The organism is Burkholderia sp. AW33-5, assembly GCF_053427615.1.
The window spans coordinates 191,689-212,569 of record NZ_JBSAXA010000009.1; the positions used below are offsets into that span (position 1 = coordinate 191,689).

The window sequence follows — 20,881 nt, forward strand, 5'->3', positions numbered from 1 at the left end:
AAGTGCAACGTTATGCTTCTCGAACAACAAAGCCGGCCTTGTGCCGGCTTTGTTGTTTTTGCGCGACTACCTGTGGCTCGGCCGTGCCCGGGCATGTATCGAGCCTAGGCGAAGGCGCCGTCGAGATCACGCGACCGACCGTAGCTCCTTTCACCCCTATATCTGTTGGCGATCGTCGATGAAATCATGAGCAGAGTGGCTTAGACCGAGTGTGGGTCTCGTGTGCCGCACGAGTTCAGTCGCATAATCGGCCACAATCAGCCAGTCGGTTCCTCGGCTGGTGACAACTCAACGAATATTTCAAGCGATCGATCGTGCAATCACCTGAACTCGCTGGGGGCGATCGGCGGATCCAAGACGAGTCTTGGGCGTAGATGGCCTAATTCATCCAGCATCGGGAGGATCATCATTCTTGAGCTCGGCGAACTTGGCCGCCATCGTCGGGTTGCCCCGAGTCAACCGCTTGATTGTCACGTCCTGAGCCTTGTCGTTCGCAAGACGAAGGTTCCGATCGGTGCCGAGCAGGGCTTCCTTCGTCTTCTGCAGATGGTCGATCGACTTGTCGATCTCATCGATTGCCGTTTGGAACCGCCTAGAGGCGAGATCGTAGTTCTTGGCGAATGCGGTCTTGAACGTCTCGAGTTCGGTTTCGAAGTTCGTGATGTCTATGTTCTGCGCTTTGACAAGTGCTAGCTCGGACTTGTACTTGAGCGAGTTCATCGCCGCATTTCGCAGAAGTGTGATGATTGGAAGAAAGAACTGCGGTCGCACGATGTACATCTTCGGGTAGATTCCTCGCTGGCGCGAAGGTCCGCGGTGATTAGGACGAAGTCGAAGAGACCGCTCATTTTGCCGCCGCTGTTGAAGCCGAAGAAATTGGTCTGCAACTCTTCGGGGGCATCGACGAGCTGGCCTGTATGGGAGGACTCCCAGCTCGTCATCGCGTGATCGACGGCGGTCCCTGTATTGGCGGCAGGGAGGTTTAGGTCCGGACGGCTACTGCGGAGATCGGCATACAGTTCCTTTTTTGCTGCCGCACTGCCGGCGGCTTTGATTGCGTTGAATTCTGGAAAGCCCTTCGCATTCGCCGAAAGCACCTCTGAGCCGTCAGATGACCGGCGCTTCCATGCAGTGAATGTAGCAACGCCGTCCGGCGCGTACTTGCCAAGTGCTTCACGGTCCTTGGCGGTGAGATCGGTGAACGTGACTTGAACCTCGATGTTCTCGGTAGAGGCCCCGAAGGAACAGTCCTTCTCAGTCAGCGAGACGGGCTTACCGTTAAAGTACCAGTCGAGCGCACGAAGCACAGTTGACTTCCCAGTACCGTTCGGTCCGATGAACGTGGTGACGGAATCGAAGGGGATGGTCACGTCTTTTAACGTGCGGAAGTTTCTTATGCGAACGGATTGGATCTTCATTGCTGATTCCGGCTCCTTGTGTCTTTTGCCGAAGACTACAGAGACAGTCGTTATCGGAACTCAGGCGAACGACGACGCCGTTGTGTGACCGGCTTAGCGTCAAGGACATGCCTGACCATCGTCGCGAAAAATCGGCCGAGTGCAAGTTCTTCCGGGGTCTTCCCTTCAACGATCCGCACGTTTGGAAACTGCGCAATGCCACGGTCAACTTCCGAATCGAGCTCGGGTGTTCGTGCCGCTCCCCCTCTTCAAGTTTGAGTCCGGGTTCAGCAAACGTGCAACGAACCGCGCGCCGGTCGTTCCCGGCGCTTTTCCCCCTAGACCCTAGACGCGTAACCGTTTCTCACGGCTGGATTGCTGTTGATGTACGAGTTGAGCCCATAGCCTTGAACTGCCAGTCTCTTCATTGTCTCGACGTGTACGGCGCCGGGCCTAGCATGGGTGTATGAGTACGTTCGAAACGTCCCCTGCGTAAACGTCACATTGATGAAGTTCGGCCCCATTTCGTATGATGAAATTCCAGAGTCTCCATTTAGATTCAGATAAGTAGGCATTTTTTACCTCCATCGCCGCCGGTATGGCGTAATTGCCGATAGAAGGATAGGACATTTAGGGAAGGTTCACGGAGAAGTTCATATGTATTCGGTGCCGATAGGTTCCCTGGCAACCTGCAGGGGGGGCACACCTGTCGGATAGGTCGGAGGACCGAATATCGGTACATTGCCTAGCCACGACGCCGATAGCTATGCCACATTTTTCGACCATCACCCTGTTAGCAGCGTCTGTGACTCCCTCCGCGATGTCGAGCTCATGAGCCTTCGATCGTGTTGCATCGACGGCTTGAATCCGCAGCCCAATTCGGACGCTGCCCCCTTAGCTACGGCCACAGCAGTTTTTCGCCGTTCGCCGGTTATCCGTTTTTGTTCGCGGATAGACAAATCTTCGGTGACAGCCCTCTGCAGGCGCGGGCGGCCATCGCTTTGGAGATTATGCAGATCAAGAGTTTTTTTGTGCGCTGTTTAAAATGCGCTCACGTTCAGTATTAAAGACTGTACGTAGTCCGCTAGTAATCGTTGCTTGATCGTGAGTATTAAATAATTCAATCTCTCTGGCCTCTTCTTGCTCGAGATACTGAATGAAGGCATCTGTTTTCTTGACACGAAGCTCCACGCGAGCAAGGCGTTTTCTCTCCACATGCATTCTATATTCATCGATAGAAAGCTGGGCAATAGAATTCGATTTTTCGTAGTCGGAAATGGCGCAGTCTACGCAAACAAGCTCAAGATAGGTGAATGCAAGCGAGAGATCATTTAGAACAAATTCCCCATATGGTGTTAGCTTGATACTATCCACTCGCGCGTCAAAAATATCTAGCCGATTGTTGGCCTCAATGAGCCCGTACTTTAAAAGCATGTCCGCGTTAAGATCGAAGTCTTCGGCCATGCCGAATGTCTCTACAAACTCGGCCTTAAGTTGAGCGACCGGTTTAAAGGTGGGCGCCTTGCGATCGTGTCCTTTGTGCAGCTCGAGAAGAATCCGCAGTGCGGTGAAATGCGACCCATGAGCCTTGGACCTAATTTGGAAAACATTCGGGATTCGACTAAGTTGCTCGCTATAGAAGAAGCGATTTGGAATCATGAACGGCTTCAAAACTTGGTGCATTTGAATTTTCCATCTGCCAATTTGAGCCATTTCGCCGACATTTGTATATCCGGAAACTACGAACCCGCGAAATAGTTCCAGTGCAAGTCGGATATTGCCATGGCTGCAAGCGGTCAGAAAATTCGACAGATGAGATTGACGTGACCTAAATTCACGTTCAAAAATCCTGAAAAGATTAGAGCCAGTCTCAATGTCGACTCGCGACGGAAGTGCGGAAATAACTTCAGGTCTGTCAGAAGTAAGTAGCATTAAAACATATGCTGTTCGTTTAAGAAAAACCTCCTTGGGGCTCGGTGCGCTGATATGGAATCCAGAGTTTTGGTACGCATCGAGAACTCCATGAATGGACGATGCATAAAATCTCTCTTCACGCATCGATATTACAACTAGACATGCAAGTTTTTGCGAAATTTCTTGAGCAATTGAAAAGCAAATTTCCTGAAGGTCCTCGCTGTACTGATCGGTGTTATCAATGACGATAATCGGGGCTTTGTTGCCGCGGCGAAGTTCGTTCGCGAGTCGCTCGGCGACGTATACTGTGTCGTTTTTCCAGTTGCTAACAAGATTGTTTAACGAGACGTTGTACTCGGAAGAATTCGAATTCAGGCCAAAAAGGTCTTGGCGGTTCGCCTTCTCGAAGCGATCGCTAAAAAGAGCGCACAAACTGTCTCGGTTACCCTGCAGGACGTTAGATCTATCGATTCCGGAAACGATCTCATTCCAAATATGCGAGCGGATGACTACTTGATCAGGTGGGACCGGTAGGAGATCTACCATCACGACTGCCGCATTTGTTTTCAGAATCTGTGGCGGCTTATGGAAGAGCAATTTCTTGAGAAAAGTCGATTTTCCGACCCCCTTTCCGCCGAAAAGAACAACCACATCGGACGCATGGGCCGTCGTGATGCCTTTTGCCAATCGATGACCGAACTTCCCGCCCCCTTCAGTATCAGAGAACTCCTGAACATTATATTGTTCAAGATACGGAGTTACAGCATCTTCGAGTCGCTTTCTGGCATTTTTGAATGACGCATCATAATCGCGGTCGCTTACATAGCACCGATCCATAAAGTCTGCGTCGTCTGCATTGATTACCCCAAAATAGCGATCCGCAATTGGTCTAAGGCTTGCCGCATAGCGATTAGCATCCACCGGGGCATCGAAGCTGCTTATCGATTGTTTTGGATAAAATAGCTCTCGATGGAAGACGGCATCATCCAGCAACAATTGTCGCAGCGATCCTCTATCGGTGATTGCAGTGTATTCGAAATTGTTATGTGCTTCAACGAACGATTCTGAGAAATACTCTATTCCTGCGATGACAAAAGCCTTTAGCTCTTTCCAGTCTTTTTTTCTTTGAAACGTTTTGAAGAAAATCCACTCGTGACCATTGGTAATTGCGCCAACGTCGCAGCCGATTTCTAAGCAATAGGTTCGGACTTGTTGAACTGCGGCCTTAATTGCATCGTCTGTAAGCAGGGTTTTTACTGTTATGTACGAGCCGCGACTCTTTCCGGTGATGGCCTTCGGGAGATTGAAATAAATCCCCTCTCGCTTTGCTTCGATAAAAAGTAACGCCTCGTCGTTTGATCGTCTTAATACGTAATCTGCAAATCCGGGTGCGATGTACTCTTCGCAAGATACTCGATTTCGAGGCCACCCTAGTATCTCATGCAGTATTCGATCGATCACTTGGTGACGTGTGTCAGCCTCGTTGAGTGACCTGCCTTTATTTTCACTAGCTAGCCGTTCTGCAATTTGATGCGCTTTCAACTTCAACCCCGGTCGTTAGTGGAAGCCGCTGTCCGCTGATGCGCAGCGGAGTAATTCAAGGCATTCTATCTCTGAGTGGGGTGCATGGGGTAGACAGATGGATATGACGTCCATAGTCCTGCATAAAATTGTGGGCCGGGGCTCGGGAAGCAAACACGACGCGATTTGCAGCAAAGGTGCTCGGACTCGTGATCGCCGTGGCGCGAACCGAGCATGTATTGAGCCGGTAAGATGGCGGTCCGTGTGCACCGTACCTCATCTCGTGAGGTTGGGGGCGGGATCGTCGAAGCAGACGAGTGGCGCGAACTTCTGCGAAAGCGCTATCAGGTCGTTGATCGGCCGCCGGCGCGGATGGTGATCGTTGGCGTGATTTCAGCTGGGGAGTGAACTCTATGACTCGAAGAAAAAAGGGCGTTAGCCATGAAGATCCGGCAATCGAGATTCAGCCCAAACGTGCATGGTGGAAGGATATGTCGAGCAAAGCTGTGGTTGCCGTTGTGGCTTCAACTGGCGGTGTTTTGGCTGCTACATACAATGACGCACTAACTAGTTTCATCAAGCCCGGCTTGGCTAACGCATGGGCATGGACTCAAGACCGCATATCCCCGATGGCCGACGACAAACTTATTGGAGTTAGTTTGACGTTTTTCATACCCCCTAACGTTGACAAGGGAAGGTCGGCCGAAAGCGTGAGTGTTACCCTCTCGCCCGAGCACTGCAAGCGCCCGGACGGCGTTTCCATCGAGAAAGCATATGGTGATAGGGAACGAGATTCGTATACCAATGCAATTGTCGGCATTTCATGTCGAGCATCTGGCAGAACGGTGGTCACGCTCACTCCTGAAAGTGGAGCTGCCGTAACGGTATACGATGGGATTCCGAAGGATGGCGAACAGATCGCGTTTTCGGGGGTGACAGGGAGCTATTATGCGGGAATTGCATCTTTGTACTGGCTAGACAAGAAAATGCCAGATGGTCCGTGGGTTCCGGTCAACAAATGCCAGCTTACGAATACATGTGAGGATGAGTTGCGTAAAGACATGGAGCGTGTCCACGCCGACTGAATTTTGAGCCACCGCGCCGATTGAATTTTGAGCCGGGGTGGAGACCGGCCTGAAGCTGGACCGGTTGCGGACAAGTGTATGGGTTTCCGGAGTTGTTGTCCTCCTTCGTATGAAGGTGAGTTGCGCGGGGGAAGCTGCGAAGGGCGTAGCCCGTAGCAGCTTCCCCCGCGCCGGCGAACGACATCAGGTGGATTCGGAGGCGCCGGCGGGCTCGCCCTTGCGCGCCGCTTCACGCGACCGGATGCGTTTCTTTGCACTGGCGCTGCTATGCCGGAAGCGATAGCTTTCGTTGCCGGTCTCCACGATGTGGCAGTGGTGCGTCAGCCGATCCAGCAACGCCGTGGTCATCTTCGCGTCGCCGAACACACTGGACCATTCGGTGAAGTCGAGATTCGTTGTAATGGCAACACGAGGGAGCCTGATTACGGCCAATACGCGACATTGGAAGGCTCCAGCGCTTGGACACTCAAGTGTCGGTTCGACCCAAGAAGCGGCCGGATCAAACCTTCTGGCTACCTTGACCTCACAAGCGATAATCGGATCGAGAGCGCCCGACACAACGATGCAAAATCGAATAGGCCATGCTACGACGCCGGTCATCTGCGGTCTCTGCGATATCTCGCACAAGGTCAAAAATTAGCCCTGTGTGACGTCCTCGGTTGCGACGGTTTTCAAGTTCTGGACGAGAGCGCATCGGTGTAAACGCCCATTGGCTAGCAGTTTCGTAGGTATTTGCTATCCTAAATTTTGGCACTTGAGCACATTAAGCACCTTAAGTGTCCGCTAAAAAATTAACCGTGTGCAAACATACGAAAAGGAGTGGGTCATGGCTCAAACCGTAGGTATTGATCTGCCCGATCTCTTGAAAAAGGCTAGAGATGCGAACACCGACACTGTGACGATCCCTGCGACGCTCCCTGGTGGCGTTCAGTTGGACATCGTCGTCTATGTATTTGGACGACCTAGGCAGCAAGGCGGACAAGGCATCGGTGATATAAACGTAGTTTGCAATTAAGGTCCGTCTTCGTTGAAACGGGGAGATCCTCATGCGAATCGCTTGGGAGGTAACGCAATTCTGCAACTTGCGTTGCAAGCATTGCTATACACTCGACTCACTTACTTCCAAAGACACGGGGCTCCCCTTCAAAGAAAAGAAGCTGATCCTAGATCGAATGGCGCAGGATTACCCTGGGGCAACATTACATCTGTTGGGTGGAGAGCCTTTGCTGAGCAGCGATTTTTGCGAAATCGTGGAGTATGCAAACGCGCTGGGCCTCGCAATCGATGTGACGACCAACGGAACGATTGCTGGGTTAAGAATTTGCGAGGCGATAAGCCGCTACGTGGACCACCTTTTTGTTAGTGTTGACGCTCCTGTTTCGTCGGCTAACGATTTTATTCGCGGAACGGGGTCACTGCAGCGGGCATGTCAATTTATTGAAAGGATCAACAATGTTCGACGAGGAACCACGCCAAAAATATTCGTCGCGCACACTTTGACATCGCGGTCCCTGCCATATGCAAAACAACTAATAGAATTCTGTGTTTCAAGATCGCTGAACGGTCTAGTAGTGAATATTGCGAAGCCTATCGGTGGCATGTTGTCGTATCCAGAATTGCTTGTGAGCCCCATCGAGCAAATATCCTTCATCGAAGACGTTGCGTACCACTCGACGGGGGAGAACATCGAGGTGATGGTGCTTGGCGGTTCATTTAGGCTAAAAGAATATATTCGATGGAAGTATGCGAACGATATAGTTAAAGTGTCAAGCGCTTGTGGCGCTGGTGTGGATCAGCTGATGGTTTCAAAGGACGGTCACTTGACTGCGTGCTACGTTGACCAAACCCCACAAGCCAACTCCGCAGAGAATTACTCGGTCATAGAAATTAAAAAGCAAGGTCGTGTATTGCGAGAAACTATGCGCGCGCCGAGTTCGTTACCATGCAATACATGCGTTTATCGTGACCAGGCCCAATGCTACGGCGGCTGCAGCCATTTGGGTTTTCATGTTCCGGCACAACTATGTGTTGCCTTGCTTTCCAAGGGTATCTATTAATTCTTGCAAGCAAAAAACCAGGTAGCGGGAGTAGCTAATGGCTATCATTGATGCTCAGACTGCGCGGATCCAGGCGCTTTATCATCTTGCGAGCAAAGTGTCAGGAAACTACGGCGCCCAGCCATTCCGATGGATCGGGCGGGCCAGCTTGGCGCTGGCGCCCTTGTTGATATTTGATATAAAGAACGGGCAGCCTTCTGATTTGCTCCTCTATACTTTCGAAGTCGAACAGAGGGGAACACCATGCGGTTTCATTGGGATATATGCTGACAATTCGATTGGCACGTCCTTGGCGTTTATTCGGATCAAGGAAGGGCTGCCGTCGCTCTCTGGGAACCGCGCGAAACTCGCTGCCACTTTGGGCCTCGACGCCGACAAGTTGTTTCCAGTGGTGTACTCCTTCCCAAAAATAGGATTTATTGTCGTCGGTGCATCGGTTGCTCTTTACGACGCCTTTGATTTCCAGGAAATTCAAATTCGGGATTTGGTGTCCGTGAGCGACGTTCAAGGTTTGATCACATGGTCCTTGCGTGCAACTCTGCCGCAAGCCGGCCCCGCCGGGGAGCAGCGTTGGACCGTCGAAAACAATTTCATCGCAGGAATGTGCGGTATCTCAAAAGCGCCTTTGTCCAAGTTGACTCAGTTGCAAGTGCGCGGGAGGACGATGGATGTCATATTGTTTGACACCAGCTCAAACAATGACGGGGAAATCATCAATAACGTCCAGGATGCGATGGACCAACAGAGAATGCAAGTTTCGGAAAGTTATGTTCCTATTACCTTAGAAGCGCAAAGCGGACCCATTAATTGCGCTGCCGCTTCGTGCCAAATGATCTATGAATATGTGTATAGGAAGAAAATCGATCAGCAGGCTGTCGCAGCCGCGATGCATGTGAGTCAGGAGCAAGCGGGAACAACACCGATTCAGCAGGTTGCTGAATATAAAAGTTTGTTTGGAAACGAATTTGATGTTGATCTCGAGATGTCACCGTCGCTTGATAAGCTGACAGTTCTGTTGGATTTATGCTTGCCTGTAAAATGCGCGATCCAGGGGCATGCGCGTGTGGCATATGGCATTCGGCACAACACAATTATTGATCCAGTTTCCGGCGCGGTACAGAGCCGCGAGGTGGGAGCGCTCATTGCCGACCCATATCCGGTCGGGTCCGGCGCACTGTACTGGGAAAACATTTTAATGACGACTTGGGTGGATTTTATAAGCCTGCGCCGACGAAATCAACAATATTAGACGGCAAATTAGAATTTTGCCATCAGGTTTTACTTGAGATTTTTCCAATCGTGCGATTTCGCACTATCTTATTTCCTGTTATGTGCTCGATCGCTCGGTTGCGCGACGAAGCATTGTCCAATTCCTGCGCGCGCCCATTCTGGACGCCAGTCGATCCAGACACTGATGTGGGGCAACAGCAGGTCCATACAAGATGTCTAGCCCCTACTTTCCTGAATCGCAAGCACAACATGCTCGCCGGTGTGCCGACTCCATCGATTAGTGTCACGATGTTCCCGCTCATGAGCGTAGGTGAAACGCGCCACTGTCTCAGCCAGACCGAGCCCTTTTTGTTTTTCGTGTGTCCGCTCCGCCGCCGTCATCCGCGCCCGAAACTCGGCCGCTTCGGATCGTACGTCCACCCCGGCACCAGATACCGCATCGCCATCGCATCGTCGCGCGCCGTGCCGCCGACTTGTCCGTACAGCGCATGAGCCGCCTCGACCTGCGCCATGTCGAGTTCGATCCCGAGCCCAGGGCGCTCGGGCACGGCCACCTGGCCGCCGACGATCTCGAGCGGCTCGCGCGTGAGCCGCGCGTCGCCTTCCTGCCAGATCCAGTGCGTGTCGATCGCGGTGATCGTGCCGGGCGCCGCCGCGGCCGCGTGCGTGAACATCGCCAGCGACACGTCGAAGTGATTGTTCGAGTGCGAACCCCACGTGAGCCCCCAGTCGCGGCACAGTTGCGCGAGCCGCACCGAACCCTGCATCGTCCAGAAGTGCGGATCGGCGAGCGGAATGTCGACCGCCTGCAGCCGCACCGCGTGATCCATCTGCCGCCAGTCCGTCGCGATCATGTTGGTCGCGGTCGGGATGCCGGTCGCGCGGCGGAATTCGGCCATCACCTCGCGGCCCGAGTAGCCGGCTTCCGGCCCGCACGGGTCCTCCGCGTACGCGAGCAGATGACCTTGCCCGCGGCACAGCGCGACGGCTTCGTCGAGCGACCACGCGCCGTTCGGGTCGAGCGTCGCGCGCGCGTCGGGAAAGCGCGCCTTGATCGCCGCGATCGCTTCCATCTCGTCCGCGCCGGCCATCACGCCGCCCTTCAGCTTGAAATCGACGAAGCCGTAGCGCTCGACCGCGGCCTCGGCCTGCCGCGCAATCGCGGCCGGCGTGAGCGCGGCTTCGTTGCGCAGCCGGAACCACGGGTCGGCCGCGTGCGTCTCGTCGCGATACGGCAGGTCGGTGCGGCGCCGCTCGCCGATGTAGAACAGGTACGCGAGCATCGGCACCGCGTCGCGCTGCTGGCCTTCGCCGAGCAGCGCCGCGACGGGCACGTCGAGATGCTGGCCGAGCAGGTCCAGCAGCGCGGCTTCGATCGCGGTGATCACGTTGTCGAACCGCAGGTTGATCTCGTGCGGCTGGCGCAGCACGGCCGCCTCGCCGGCCGACGTCACCTCGTGCCGGATCGTGCGTCCTGCCGCCGCGCCGGTGCCGGACAACGCCGCGCGCACCGCATTGAGCGTCGCCTGGTAACGCCCGATCGACTGGCCGACCACGAGATCGGTCATCCGTTCGAGCGCCTGGCGGATGCCTTCGCCGCCGGGCACTTCGCCGACGCCCGTATGGCCGCTGCTGTCGTCGAGGATCACGAGGTTGCGCGTGAAATACGGCGCGTGCGCGCCGCACAGGTTCAGCAGCATGCTGTCGCGGCCGGCGACGGGGATCACCTGCATGCGCGTGACGCGCGGGGTGCCGGCACGGCGGGATTCGGACATCGGTTCGCTCCTGGTTCCGGTCATGCGCGGGCCGCCGGACGCGCCGGCGCGGCCCGCGCCGTTCAGTTCAGCTCGACGCGACGAATTTCGCCGACGACGAACAGGTAGCAGATCACGGCGACGAGCGCGTGCGCGACGACGTACACCAGCGCGCCGTTGAACGAGCCGCTGCGGTCGACGATGTAGCCGATCGCGATCGGCGTCGTGATGCTGGAAAGATTGCCGCACGTGTTGAGCAGCGCGCCGCTCAGGCCGGCGATCTGGCGCGGCGCGGTGTCGGCGTTGACGGCCCAGCCGAGCGCGCCGAGCCCCTTGCCGAAGAACGACAGCGCCATGAACAGCACGACGAGCACGTGCGAATCGGTGTAGTTGCAGACGATCATCGACATCGACAGCAGCATGCCGATCACGATCGGCACCTTGCGCGCGACCGACAGCGACTGGCCCTGCTTGAGCAGCGCGTCGGACACGATGCCGCCGAGAATCCCGCCGAGGAACCCGCACACGGCCGGGATCGACGCGACGAGCCCCGCGTTGAGGATCGACATCCCGCGCGCCTGCACGAGATAGACGGGAAACCACGTGATGAAGAAGTAGGTGAGGGCGTTGATGCAATACTGCGCGACGTACACGCCGACGAGCATCCGGTTCCTCAGCAGCGCCTTCACGTGACGCATCGACGGGCCGCCGTCGTGCGCGCCGGTTGCCTGGTCGATGTTGACGAGCGCACCGCCTTCGGCGAGGTAGTCGAGCTCCGCGCCGTTGATGCGCGGGTGCGCCTTCGGGTCGTACATCGTGCGGTTCCAGACCAGCACGAACGCGAAGCCGAGCACGCCCATCACGGCGAACACCGACTGCCAGCCGTACGCGTGCACGAGCCAGCCCATCAGCGGCGCGAATACGACGGTCGCCGCGTATTGCGCGGCGTTGAAGATCGCCGACGCGGTGCCGCGCTCCGCGGCCGGAAACCACGTGGACACGATTCGGCTGTTGGCCGGGAACGACGGCGCCTCGGCCGCGCCGACCAGGAAGCGCAATCCGAACAGCAGCGCGAACGCGGCCGCGCCGCCGACGAAGCCGATGCCGCCCTGAAGCAGCGTGAACAGCGACCAGAAGAAGATGCTGAACGCATAGACGATGCGCGACCCGAAGCGGTCGAGCAGCCAGCCGCCCGGCAGTTGCGCGATCACGTACGACCAGCCGAACGCCGAGAAGATGAAGCCCATCTGCACATGGCTCAGATGCATCGCGCGGGCCAGCGCCGGGCCCGCGATCGCGATCGCCGCACGATCCGCGTAGTTGATCGTCGTGACCGCGAACAGCACGGTCAGCACGAGCCAGCGCACGCGCGTGCGCCGGGCCGTTGCCGACGCGGACGCCGGCAATGCGTGAAGCGGATTCATGACTGTCTCCTCCGAAGGGCGGAAGGTGCCGTCGAGCGGCTGCGCGTCGGTGCGCGCGTTTTTTCGTGGTCATCTTGCCGGCCGGAGGCCGGACGCCGATGCGCGGAGGCGGGCGTCCAGGTCATTCTGGCATGGCGAAAATCACGCTTTCATGCCAATTGCTGACTTGATCGATTCAGGAATTGGATCGATTGGAGGCGGACGCGAATTGTGGGCGCGCTTCGCCGGAAGGTCCGTTCACGCGTGCGCGTCGTCCGGGGCGGCGCCGTGGTGAGCCGCGACGTGTTTTGCGAGAAACTCGACCGCGGCGCGCACGCCGGGCAACTGGCCGCGCCGGTGCGGCATCAGCAGTGTGGTCGTGACGGTGCCGGCCCGCCAGCCGGGCAGCACGCGCACGAGCGCGCCCGACGCGAGCGCGGCGCCCGCGATCCAGTCGGGCAGGCATGCGACCCCGAGGCCGGCCGTCGCGGCCTGTAGCAGCAGCGTCGACTCGTCCGCCTGCATCCGGATGCGCGGCGCGACGTCGACGGTGTCGCCGGCGCGCTGCAGCCGCCATGGCTGAGGACCGGGATGAAGCCCGTCGTGCCGGGCGAGGTCGGCCGGCGCGTCCGGCGTGCCGGCACGCGCGAGATATGCCGGCGACGCAACGGCGACGATCGGCGACGTGGCCAGCGGCCGTTGCACGAGTGCGGAATCGGGGAGCGGCGCGAAATGGCTGCGGACCGCGATGTCGAAGCCTTCCTGCGCGATGTCGACGAGCCGGTCGCTCGCATGAATCTGCAGCAGCAGCTTCGGGTGCGCGATCGCCAGTGCCGGCAGGCACGGCGCGAGGATGTGCTGCGCCACCGGCACCGAACTCGTGATCCGCACGACGCCGGCCGGTTCGGCCGCCTGCCGCAGCACGGCGTCGCGCGCGCTTTCGGCCTCGATCACCGCCGCGCGCGCATGCTCGAAGAATTCGGCGCCGACCGGCGTCAGCCGGAAGCTGCGCGACGTGCGATGCACGAGCCGCGCGCCGAGCGTGCGCTCGAGCTCGGCCACACGCTTGCTGACCGTCGATTTCGGCAGGTCGAGCCGACGTGCGGCCGCCGACATGCTGCCCGCGTCGACCGCCTGTACGAAGAGGTAGAGATCGTTCAGATTCACTGTCAGCGTCCACCAGGAGAAACGACGGGTTTCGATTCTAGCGGCTACTGCGCGATCGTTCGTCATGGGAGCATGATTGCTCGATCAACTTCTGCGAAATCCCCATGTCTCCGATCCTTCTCTACGGCATTCCCGCCGGCTGCTCGTTCGGCTCGATCGTCGCGCTCGAATGGGCTGGCCGGCCTTACCGGCTGTCGCGCATCACGATGCCGGGCCTCGTGACGAGCGACGCCTTCCTCGCGCTGAACCCCGCCGCCGAGACGCCGGCGTTCGTGACCGCGAACGGCGACGTGCTGACCGAAAGCGTCGCGATCCTCGGCCATGTCGGCGCACAGGCACTCGACAGCGGCCTCGCGTTCCGCCAGGGCAGCGCGGATTTCGACCGTCTGAACCGCATGCTCGCGTGGTTGAACACGACGTTCTTCAGCGCGTTCGGCGCGCTCTGGTACGTGTACGAACACGGCGCCGAAGGCGCCGAGAAAACCGTGCTGCAGGCATATGGTCGCGGCAAGGTGCTGAAGGCACACCGTCACCTCGAGGCACTGCTCGAGCGCCGTGACGGTCCGTGGCTGCTCGGCGCGCAACGCACGCTGGCCGACGCGTATTTCGCTGGAATCGCCCGCTGGGCGGACTATCACGCCGTGTTCGAGCAGGACGCGTTTCCGCGTGTCGCCGCGCTGCGCGCACGGCTTGCCGATGACGCCGGCGTGCAGTTCGCTCACGCGATCGAGGAAAACCGGCCACTACCGGCGTCGTCGGCGTTCGAGGGGCATGTGTCGCTCGACGATGCGCTCGCCAGCGCGCGCGTGACCGCGATGTCGGCCGCGACGCCCTGAAGACGGGACAGCGCGCTCACTCGACGCGCACACGACGTCGGCAAATTTTTACCCGGGTGATATTGACATTCAATTTATACCCGGATAAAAATAGCGTCATTCCGATTTCTGCCCACGGGCGACCACGATGACGCTCTCCACACTTCTCCCTTCCTACACGGCGTTCGACGGCCACCGGCGCGTCGCGTCGGGCCCGCTCGCGACGGTGGCGGTGGCGGTCCGGCAGGCGGCCGGCGACGCGATGTCCGGCACGATCGTGATCTTCGACGACGCGACCGGCCGCTCGATCGACCTCGACCTGCGCGGCACGGCGGACGATATTCGCGCGCGTTACGCGCCCGCGCCGGGCGAGGCGTCCGCGCCCGCCGGCGAGCCGGCCGGCGCGGCCGAACAACGCGGCCGCGGCCGTCCGAAGCTCGGCGTCGTGTCGCGCGAGGTCACGTTGCTGCCGCGTCACTGGGACTGGCTCGCCGCGCAGCCGGGCGGCGCGTCCGTCGCGCTGCGCAAGCTGGTCGAGGACGCACGGCGCACGCACGCGGCGGCCGACCGGCGCCGCGACGCGCAGGCGCGCGCGTACCACTTCATGTCCGCGATCGCGGGCGACCTGCCCGGATTCGAGGAGGCCGCGCGTGCGCTGTATGCGAACGACCTCGAGCGGATGGCCGAGCTGATCGCCGGCTGGCCCGACGACGTGCGCGGCCATGCGCTCGCGCTGGCGCGCGGCGATCTGCCGCCGTCGACCGAAGACTGCTGACGGAGCACACGACGCGATGACGACATTCGATCTGAACCGCGGCGCGATCGCGCCGGTCGCCGACGAAGTCGACCTCGTCGATCTTCGCGTGACCGGCACGATCCCGCCCGAACTCGACGGCACGCTGCTGCGCAACGGCCCGAATCCGCCGGGCGGCCGTTTCGAGGGCAACGACGTGCTGTCGTGGTGGCCGGAAGCGGCGATGCTGCACGCGATCGCATTCGAACGCGGTCGCGCGGCCGGCTACCGGAACCGCTGGGCGCGCACGCGCCGCTGGGCCGACGTGCACGCGCCGGAGCAGGCGCCGCACCTGCCCGACACGAATCCGAACGTGAACGTGCTGCAGCACGCCGGCGAATTGCTCGCGCTGGCGGAAGGCGGCGCGCCGCTCGCGATCACGGCCGCGCTCGACACGCTCGGTGCGCCCGCGCGGCACGCGGCGTTCGGCGGCGCGATGACCGCGCATCCGAAGGTCGATCCGGTGACGGGCGAACTGATCCTGTTTCGCGCGGACTGGCGCGCGCCGTGGCTGCGCTATGGCGTTGCCGACGCGCAGGGCGTGCAGCGCGTCGATCTCACCGTCGACGTGCGCGCGCCGTCGATGATGCACGACCTCGCGATCACCGAAACCCGCAGCCTGCTGCTCGACCTGAACGTCGGCTACGACTTCGCGATGCTGAAGCAGGGGCACCGGATGCCGCTGCGCTGGCACGACGACCGCGATGCGCGGATCGGCGTGATGCCACGCCACGGCGGCGACGTGCGCTGGTTCGGCATCGAGCCGTGCTTCATCCAGCACGTCGTGAACGCGTACGACTGCGATGCGTCGTGCATCGTGCTCGATGCGGTGCGCTATCCGTGGTTCCTGCGGCTCGACGCGCGCACGGGCCGCTTCGCCGACAACCCGGTCGGCGAGCTGTGGCGTTACGTGATCGATACGGCGAACGGGCTGATCGACGAGGGGCCGCTCGCCGACGGCGGCATCGAGCTGCCGCGCATCAACGAAAGCCGGACGGGGCGCCGCTACCGTTATCTGTATGCGGCCGAGCAGCCGAACAATGCCGAAATGCGCGGCGTGATGCGCTTCGACCACGTGCGCGGCACGACGACGCGTTACGCGGTGCCGGCCGGCGACCAGAACGGCGAGCCGGTGTTCGTGCCGCGCCCGGGCGGCGCCGACGAGGACGACGGCTGGCTGCTGGTGGTGGTCTACCGCGCGGCGACGGATACGAGCGACGTCGTGATCCTCGATGCGCGCGCGATCGACGCGGCGCCGGTCGCGACGGTGCACCTGCCGCGTCGCGTGCCGGCCGGGTTCCACGGCGCGTGGGTGCCGCGCGAGCGTCGGGCGTGAGCGGCCGCGCGCGTCACTGCGCGCGCAACGCGTCGACGATGTTCAGCCGCGCGGCGCGCATCGCCGGCAGGAACCCGCCGACGAGCCCCATCACCAGCGAGAACAGCAGTGTCTTCACGACGATCGCGGGCGTCAGCACGAAGCGGAACGACAGGTCGGAGAAGGTCTGGAAGTTGGTCGTCGAGAACGACGCGAACTCCATCAGCGATGCGCACGCGAGCCCCGCGACGCCGCCGACGAAGCCGAGCAGCAGCGCCTCCAGCAGGAACGCGGCGAGCACGTTCATGCGCTTGAAGCCGAGCGCGCGCAGCGTGCCGATCTCGGCGGTGCGGTTCGCGACCGACGCATACATCGTGATCATCGCGCCGATCATCGCGGCGATCGAGAAGATCGTCGACAGCGTGATGCCGAGGATGTTGATGAAGGTCGACAGCGCCTTCGACTGGTCGCCGTAAAACGTCTGCTCGCGTTTCGCTTCATCCGTCAGACGCGGGTCGACGTCGATGTCGGCCTTGAAGCGCGCGAAGCCGTCGGCGCTCGGGATGCGCAGCACCATCGACGAATAGCTGGTGCGCCGGAACGACTGCATCAGCTGGTCGACGTCGCCCCAGATCTCCGAATCGAAGCCGCTGCCGCCCGCGTCGAAGATGCCGACGACGGTCCAGTCGCGCTGCGCGAAATGCAGGCTGTCGCCGAGCTGCGTGCCGCTGAAGCCTTTGGCGATCGCGCTGCCGACGACGATCTCCGACGAGCCCGGCGCGAACGCGCGGCCGGCCACGAGCTTCACGCGCGGGCGCAGCGCGAGGCCGGCCGGCGACACGCCGCGGATCACGACGTTCGACGGTTTGCCGCTCGACGTCTTCACGAGCGAGATCAGCACGACGGCTTCCTTCGACACCCGCGGCCGGCCATCGGGGCCGAGCGCCACGGCCGGATGCATCTCGAGCGCGTTGGCCTGCTGGTGGTCGATCGCGCTCTGGATCTCGGTTTCCGCGCCCTTGCGGATCACCACGACGTTGTCCGGTTCGCCGGTCGACACGAGCGTCTGCGTGAGCCCCGCGTCGAGCATCTGCACCGTCGCGAACACGAAGATCACGAGCGCCATCCCGCCCGCGGTGAGCGCGGTGGTGAGCCGGCGGGTCCACAGGTTGCGCGCGATGTAGGTCAGCGGAATCGCCATGTGCTCATCCGATCGCCCGCAGGCCTTCGACCACGCGCACGCGCGCCGCCTGCCACGCCGGCACGAGCGCGGCCGCGAGGCCGACCGCGACCGAGCACGCGGCCTGCAGCACCATCGTCTCGGCCGACACCTTGAATACCGGGAAGATGCCGCCCGCGGCCTGCTTGAAGAGGCTCGCGGCCGGCGGCGTCGCGAGCATCGCGAGCCCGCCGCCGACCACCGCGATCACGACCGATTCGCCGAACACGATCAACGCGAGGAAGCCGGGGCCGAAGCCGAGCGCCTTCAGCGTCGCGTATTCGGCGGTGCGTTCGCGCGCGCTCATCGCCATCGCGTTCGCCATCACGGCCATGATGATCAGGATCACCACATACGACACGACGCGGATCGCCGCGATGATCTGGTTCGACATTGCGACGAAGCCGAGCTGGAACGCCTGCTCGGTCTCGGTCAGCGTTTCGGCGAGCGAGTTCTTGAACACCGCGTCGACGTTGCGCGCGATCGCGGCGCCGTCGTCCGGGTTCGCGACGCCGAGCACGAACACGCCGACCTGGTCGGCCTGCTTCGGCGTGCGCTTGCGCACCGTCTCGTTCAGGTAGTCCCAGTGAAACACCAGCTGGCGCGTGATCGTCGAGTCGTCGCGGCCGTCGAGAATGCCGCGCACGACGAAGTCCCACGTGCCCGGATAGATCGTGCCTTTCAGCGGAATCACGTCGCCGACCTTGAAGCCGAACTGCGTCGCGAGCTGGCGCCCGACGAGGCAGCCGCGGCGGTCGCGGTCGTAGTCGGCGCGCTGCTGCGCCGGGAGGATGAATTCCGGATACAGGTCGAGGTAGTTTTCGGACACCGCGAAGCTCGCGAAGAAGTTCTTCGGGTCGCGGTAAATGCCGCCGAACCAGTTCGAGCGGACCACGGCGGTCACGCCGTCGACGCCGCGGATCCGGTTCTCGTAGCTGACCGGCAGCGGAAACACGAGCGAGATCGCGTTGCGCGTGACGAGCCGGCCGCTGGACGCGGCGGCCGCGCCCGCGTACCACGCGTCGACGACGGTGTGCAGCAGCCCGAACGCCAGCACCGCGATGGTCAGCCCGAGCACGGTCAGCAGCGTGCGCAGCCGGTGCCGCAGCGCATTGCGCGCGATCAGCTTCAGCACGTACATCGTGCGCGCTCCCGTCCGTCAGACGGCGTGCCCATCGATCAGCTCCCCTTTTTCGAGATGCACGAGCGAGCGCGCGGCGGCGGCCGCGTGCGCGTCGTGGGTCACCATGATGATCGTCTTGCCGAGCTCGGCGTTCATCCGCTGCAGCATCGCGAGCACGTCGGTGGCCGATGCGCGGTCGAGGTCGCCGGTCGGCTCGTCGGCGACGATCAGCACCGGATCGGTGATCAACGCGCGCGCGATCGCGACGCGCTGCTGCTGGCCGCCCGACAGCTCGGACGGGTAATGGGCCGCCCGGTCGCCGAGATGCACCATGTCGAGCACCAGCTCGACGCGCTCGCGCCGTTCGCGGCGCGACAGGTGCGTGAGCATCAGCGGCAGCTCGACGTTCTCGAACGCGGTGAGCACGGGCATCAGGTTGTAGAACTGGAAGATGAAGCCGACGTTCGCCGCGCGCCATTCGGCCAGTTGCGCTTCCTCGAGCCGCGAGATGTCGAGGCCGCCCACGCGCAGCTCGCCGCTGTCGGGCCGGTCGATGCCGGCGACGAGATTGAGCAGCGTGCTCTTGCCGGAACCCGACGGCCCCATCAGCGCGACGAAGTCGCCTTCGCCGATGTCGAGCGTGATGTCGGTCAGCACCGGCACGATCTGGTTGCCGCGCCGGTACGACTTCGCGACGTGGCTGATCTCGACGAGCGGCGGCGCGGCGTCGTTCACGCGCGCCACGCTACTTCTTGGCGACGGTCACTTTCGCGCCGTCCTTCAGCTTCGCGCCCGGCGCGAGCACGACCGTGTCGCCGGGCTTCACGCCGCGGATCGCGACGAGTTCGCCGATCCGCGCGCCCTTGGTCACCGCCGCCGCATGCACGGTGTCGTCCTTCACGACGAACACGACCGGCCGGCCATCGCGCTCGACCACCGCGCTCGCCTGCACGGCCGTCACCGGCTGCCGGTCCTGCGGCGACGCGGGCTTCGACAGGAACGCGATCTTCGCGCTCATGTCGGGCAGCACGCGCTCGTCGCGGTCGACGAAACGCACCTTCACGAGCACCGTCGCCTTCGAGCGGTCGACGGTCGGCACGATGCGCGACACGCGGCCCGCGAAGCGCATGTCGGGCAGCGCGTCGAGCTGGATCTCGCACGGCTGCTCCGCGCGGATCTTCGCGATGTTCGATTCGGCGACGTCGGCCTCGACCTCGAGCGTGTCCATGTCGGCGATCGTCACGACCGCGCCCTTGCTGTCCGACGCGGACGAGAACGGCGTGATGTTGTCGCCGACGTTCGCGTGTTTTGCCAGCACGATGCCGTCGAACGGCGCGCGGATCACGGTCTGATCGACCGCGACCTGCGCGGCCTGCGCATTGGCTTCGGCGGACGCGATCGCGGCCTCGTCGCTGTTGACCGACGCGCGCGCCTTGTTCACGCGGGCCGTGTCGATGTCGAGCTGCGCGGCCGGCACCGCGCCCTTCGGCGCGAGCGCGGCGGTGCGGCGCAGCGCGATCTGCGCGTCCTTCAGCTCCGCCTGAGCGACGCCGAGATTGGCGCGTGAGACCTGCGCCTGCGCGCGTGCCTGCGCCAGCGACGCCTGCACGTCGCGGCTTTCGAGCCGCGCGATGATCTCGTCCTTCTTCACGCGCGTGCCTTCGAGCACGCCGAGCCATTCGACGCGCCCCTGGCCCTTCGACGCGACCGCGGCCTTGCGCTGCGGCACGACGTAGCCGGTCGCGTTGAGCTGGGTGTCGTTCTGGTACGGGTAGGCGGATGTGACGGCGGTCGTGTCGACCGTCGGGCGGCCGGTGAGCGCCAGCGCGACGACGATCGCGACGATGACGAGCGCGGCGGCGACCGCATAGCGGACCCACCGGCGCCGGCGTGGCGCGGTCGCGACAGGACGCCGGTCGATTTTCAGTTTGTCCAGATTGTGATCGGGCAATTTGGGCGCCTCGCGACGGCGGCGGTCTCGCGACCGGCCGCGTCCGGTTGGGACGGAAGGAGGCCAGTATAGCGTCGCCGCGGCGGGCGCGAGAGGCGGTTTGTCGGACGATTGATGCACGTGCCGCGGCGCGTCGC

At 61.3% G+C, this 20,881-nt stretch carries 15 protein-coding genes and 3 pseudogenes; 7 read left to right on the plus strand and 11 right to left on the minus strand.

From position 1 onward, the window contains the following. Positions 1-384: 384 nt before the first annotated feature. From ACV22V_RS17135 to ACV22V_RS17145, 3 genes and pseudogenes are all read right to left on the minus strand, one after another. A pseudogene (locus ACV22V_RS17135) lies at positions 385-789 on the minus strand (DUF2130 domain-containing protein); the annotation flags it as partial. Beyond that, positions 789-1,418, minus strand: a pseudogene (locus tag ACV22V_RS17140) (ATP-dependent nuclease); the annotation flags it as partial. The pseudogenes ACV22V_RS17140 and ACV22V_RS17135, both read right to left, overlap by 1 nt. A gap of 996 nt (positions 1,419-2,414) precedes the next feature. Next, complete coding sequence (locus ACV22V_RS17145; protein ID WP_448014779.1) at positions 2,415-4,853, minus strand: hypothetical protein; 2,439 nt, start codon at positions 4,851-4,853, stop codon at positions 2,415-2,417. 392 nt (positions 4,854-5,245) lie between these two features. Here ACV22V_RS17145 and ACV22V_RS17150 point away from each other — a divergent pair, with 392 nt between their 5' ends. Then, positions 5,246-5,917: a hypothetical protein gene (locus ACV22V_RS17150; protein WP_448014781.1), complete on the plus strand. Its 672-nt coding sequence runs from the start codon at positions 5,246-5,248 to the stop codon at positions 5,915-5,917. Positions 5,918-6,100: 183 nt separating this feature from the next. On the opposite strand, the pseudogene ACV22V_RS17155 reads toward ACV22V_RS17150, so the two are convergent. Next, positions 6,101-6,325: pseudogene (locus ACV22V_RS17155) on the minus strand (ATP-binding protein); the annotation flags it as partial. Between the two features lie 418 nt (positions 6,326-6,743). Here ACV22V_RS17155 and ACV22V_RS17160 point away from each other — a divergent pair. From ACV22V_RS17160 to ACV22V_RS17170, 3 genes are read left to right on the plus strand one after another with little or no spacing between them, the layout of a single operon-like run. Further along, complete coding sequence (locus ACV22V_RS17160) at positions 6,744-6,932, plus strand: hypothetical protein (protein ID WP_448014782.1); 189 nt, start codon at positions 6,744-6,746, stop codon at positions 6,930-6,932. A 31-nt stretch (positions 6,933-6,963) separates the two neighbouring features. After that, the gene (locus tag ACV22V_RS17165; RefSeq protein ID WP_448014783.1) at positions 6,964-7,974 is read left to right on the plus strand and encodes a radical SAM protein; all 1,011 of its coding nucleotides are present in this window, start codon (positions 6,964-6,966) and stop codon (positions 7,972-7,974) included. 37 nt (positions 7,975-8,011) lie between these two features. Next, a complete protein-coding gene (locus ACV22V_RS17170) occupies positions 8,012-9,223 on the plus strand; it encodes a papain-like cysteine protease family protein (protein ID WP_448014785.1) in 1,212 nt (403 codons plus the stop codon). Between the two features lie 358 nt (positions 9,224-9,581). Here ACV22V_RS17170 and ACV22V_RS17175 read toward each other — a convergent pair whose 3' ends face one another. The 3 genes from ACV22V_RS17175 to ACV22V_RS17185 all read right to left on the minus strand — a co-directional run bounded on the left by ACV22V_RS17175 (position 9,582) and on the right by ACV22V_RS17185 (position 13,594). After that, complete coding sequence (locus tag ACV22V_RS17175) at positions 9,582-10,979, minus strand: enolase C-terminal domain-like protein (RefSeq protein ID WP_448014787.1); 1,398 nt, start codon at positions 10,977-10,979, stop codon at positions 9,582-9,584. Positions 10,980-11,041: 62 nt separating this feature from the next. After that, positions 11,042-12,382 (minus strand): MFS transporter, encoded by a 1,341-nt coding sequence (locus ACV22V_RS17180; protein ID WP_448014788.1) that lies wholly within the window; start codon positions 12,380-12,382, stop codon positions 11,042-11,044. Positions 12,383-12,619: 237 nt separating this feature from the next. Further along, positions 12,620-13,594, minus strand: a complete 975-nt coding sequence (locus tag ACV22V_RS17185) for a LysR substrate-binding domain-containing protein (protein WP_059691555.1) — start codon at positions 13,592-13,594, stop codon at positions 12,620-12,622. A gap of 38 nt (positions 13,595-13,632) precedes the next feature. Between ACV22V_RS17185 and ACV22V_RS17190 the strand changes: the two genes are divergently transcribed. From ACV22V_RS17190 to ACV22V_RS17200, 3 genes are all read left to right on the plus strand, one after another. Beyond that, positions 13,633-14,364 (plus strand): glutathione S-transferase family protein, encoded by a 732-nt coding sequence (locus tag ACV22V_RS17190; protein ID WP_059691556.1) that lies wholly within the window; start codon positions 13,633-13,635, stop codon positions 14,362-14,364. A 127-nt stretch (positions 14,365-14,491) separates the two neighbouring features. Further along, complete coding sequence (locus ACV22V_RS17195) at positions 14,492-15,118, plus strand: DUF2239 family protein (protein ID WP_448014789.1); 627 nt, start codon at positions 14,492-14,494, stop codon at positions 15,116-15,118. Positions 15,119-15,134: 16 nt separating this feature from the next. Then, entirely contained in the window at positions 15,135-16,472 is a 1,338-nt protein-coding gene (locus ACV22V_RS17200; protein WP_448014791.1) for a carotenoid oxygenase family protein, read from the plus strand. A gap of 13 nt (positions 16,473-16,485) precedes the next feature. On the opposite strand, the gene ACV22V_RS17205 is transcribed toward ACV22V_RS17200, so the two are convergent. Genes ACV22V_RS17205 through ACV22V_RS17220 form a run of 4 tightly spaced genes read right to left on the minus strand, consistent with a single transcriptional unit; the run spans position 16,486 to position 20,744 of the window. Then, positions 16,486-17,652, minus strand: a complete 1,167-nt coding sequence (locus tag ACV22V_RS17205; RefSeq protein WP_059533414.1) for an ABC transporter permease — start codon at positions 17,650-17,652, stop codon at positions 16,486-16,488. Positions 17,653-17,656: 4 nt separating this feature from the next. Further along, a complete protein-coding gene (locus tag ACV22V_RS17210) occupies positions 17,657-18,811 on the minus strand; it encodes an ABC transporter permease (protein WP_059533413.1) in 1,155 nt (384 codons plus the stop codon). 18 nt (positions 18,812-18,829) lie between these two features. Beyond that, positions 18,830-19,528, minus strand: a complete 699-nt coding sequence (locus ACV22V_RS17215) for an ABC transporter ATP-binding protein (RefSeq protein ID WP_448014811.1) — start codon at positions 19,526-19,528, stop codon at positions 18,830-18,832. A gap of 10 nt (positions 19,529-19,538) precedes the next feature. Then, positions 19,539-20,744, minus strand: a complete 1,206-nt coding sequence (locus ACV22V_RS17220) for an efflux RND transporter periplasmic adaptor subunit (RefSeq protein WP_059691558.1) — start codon at positions 20,742-20,744, stop codon at positions 19,539-19,541. Positions 20,745-20,881 lie beyond the last annotated feature (137 nt).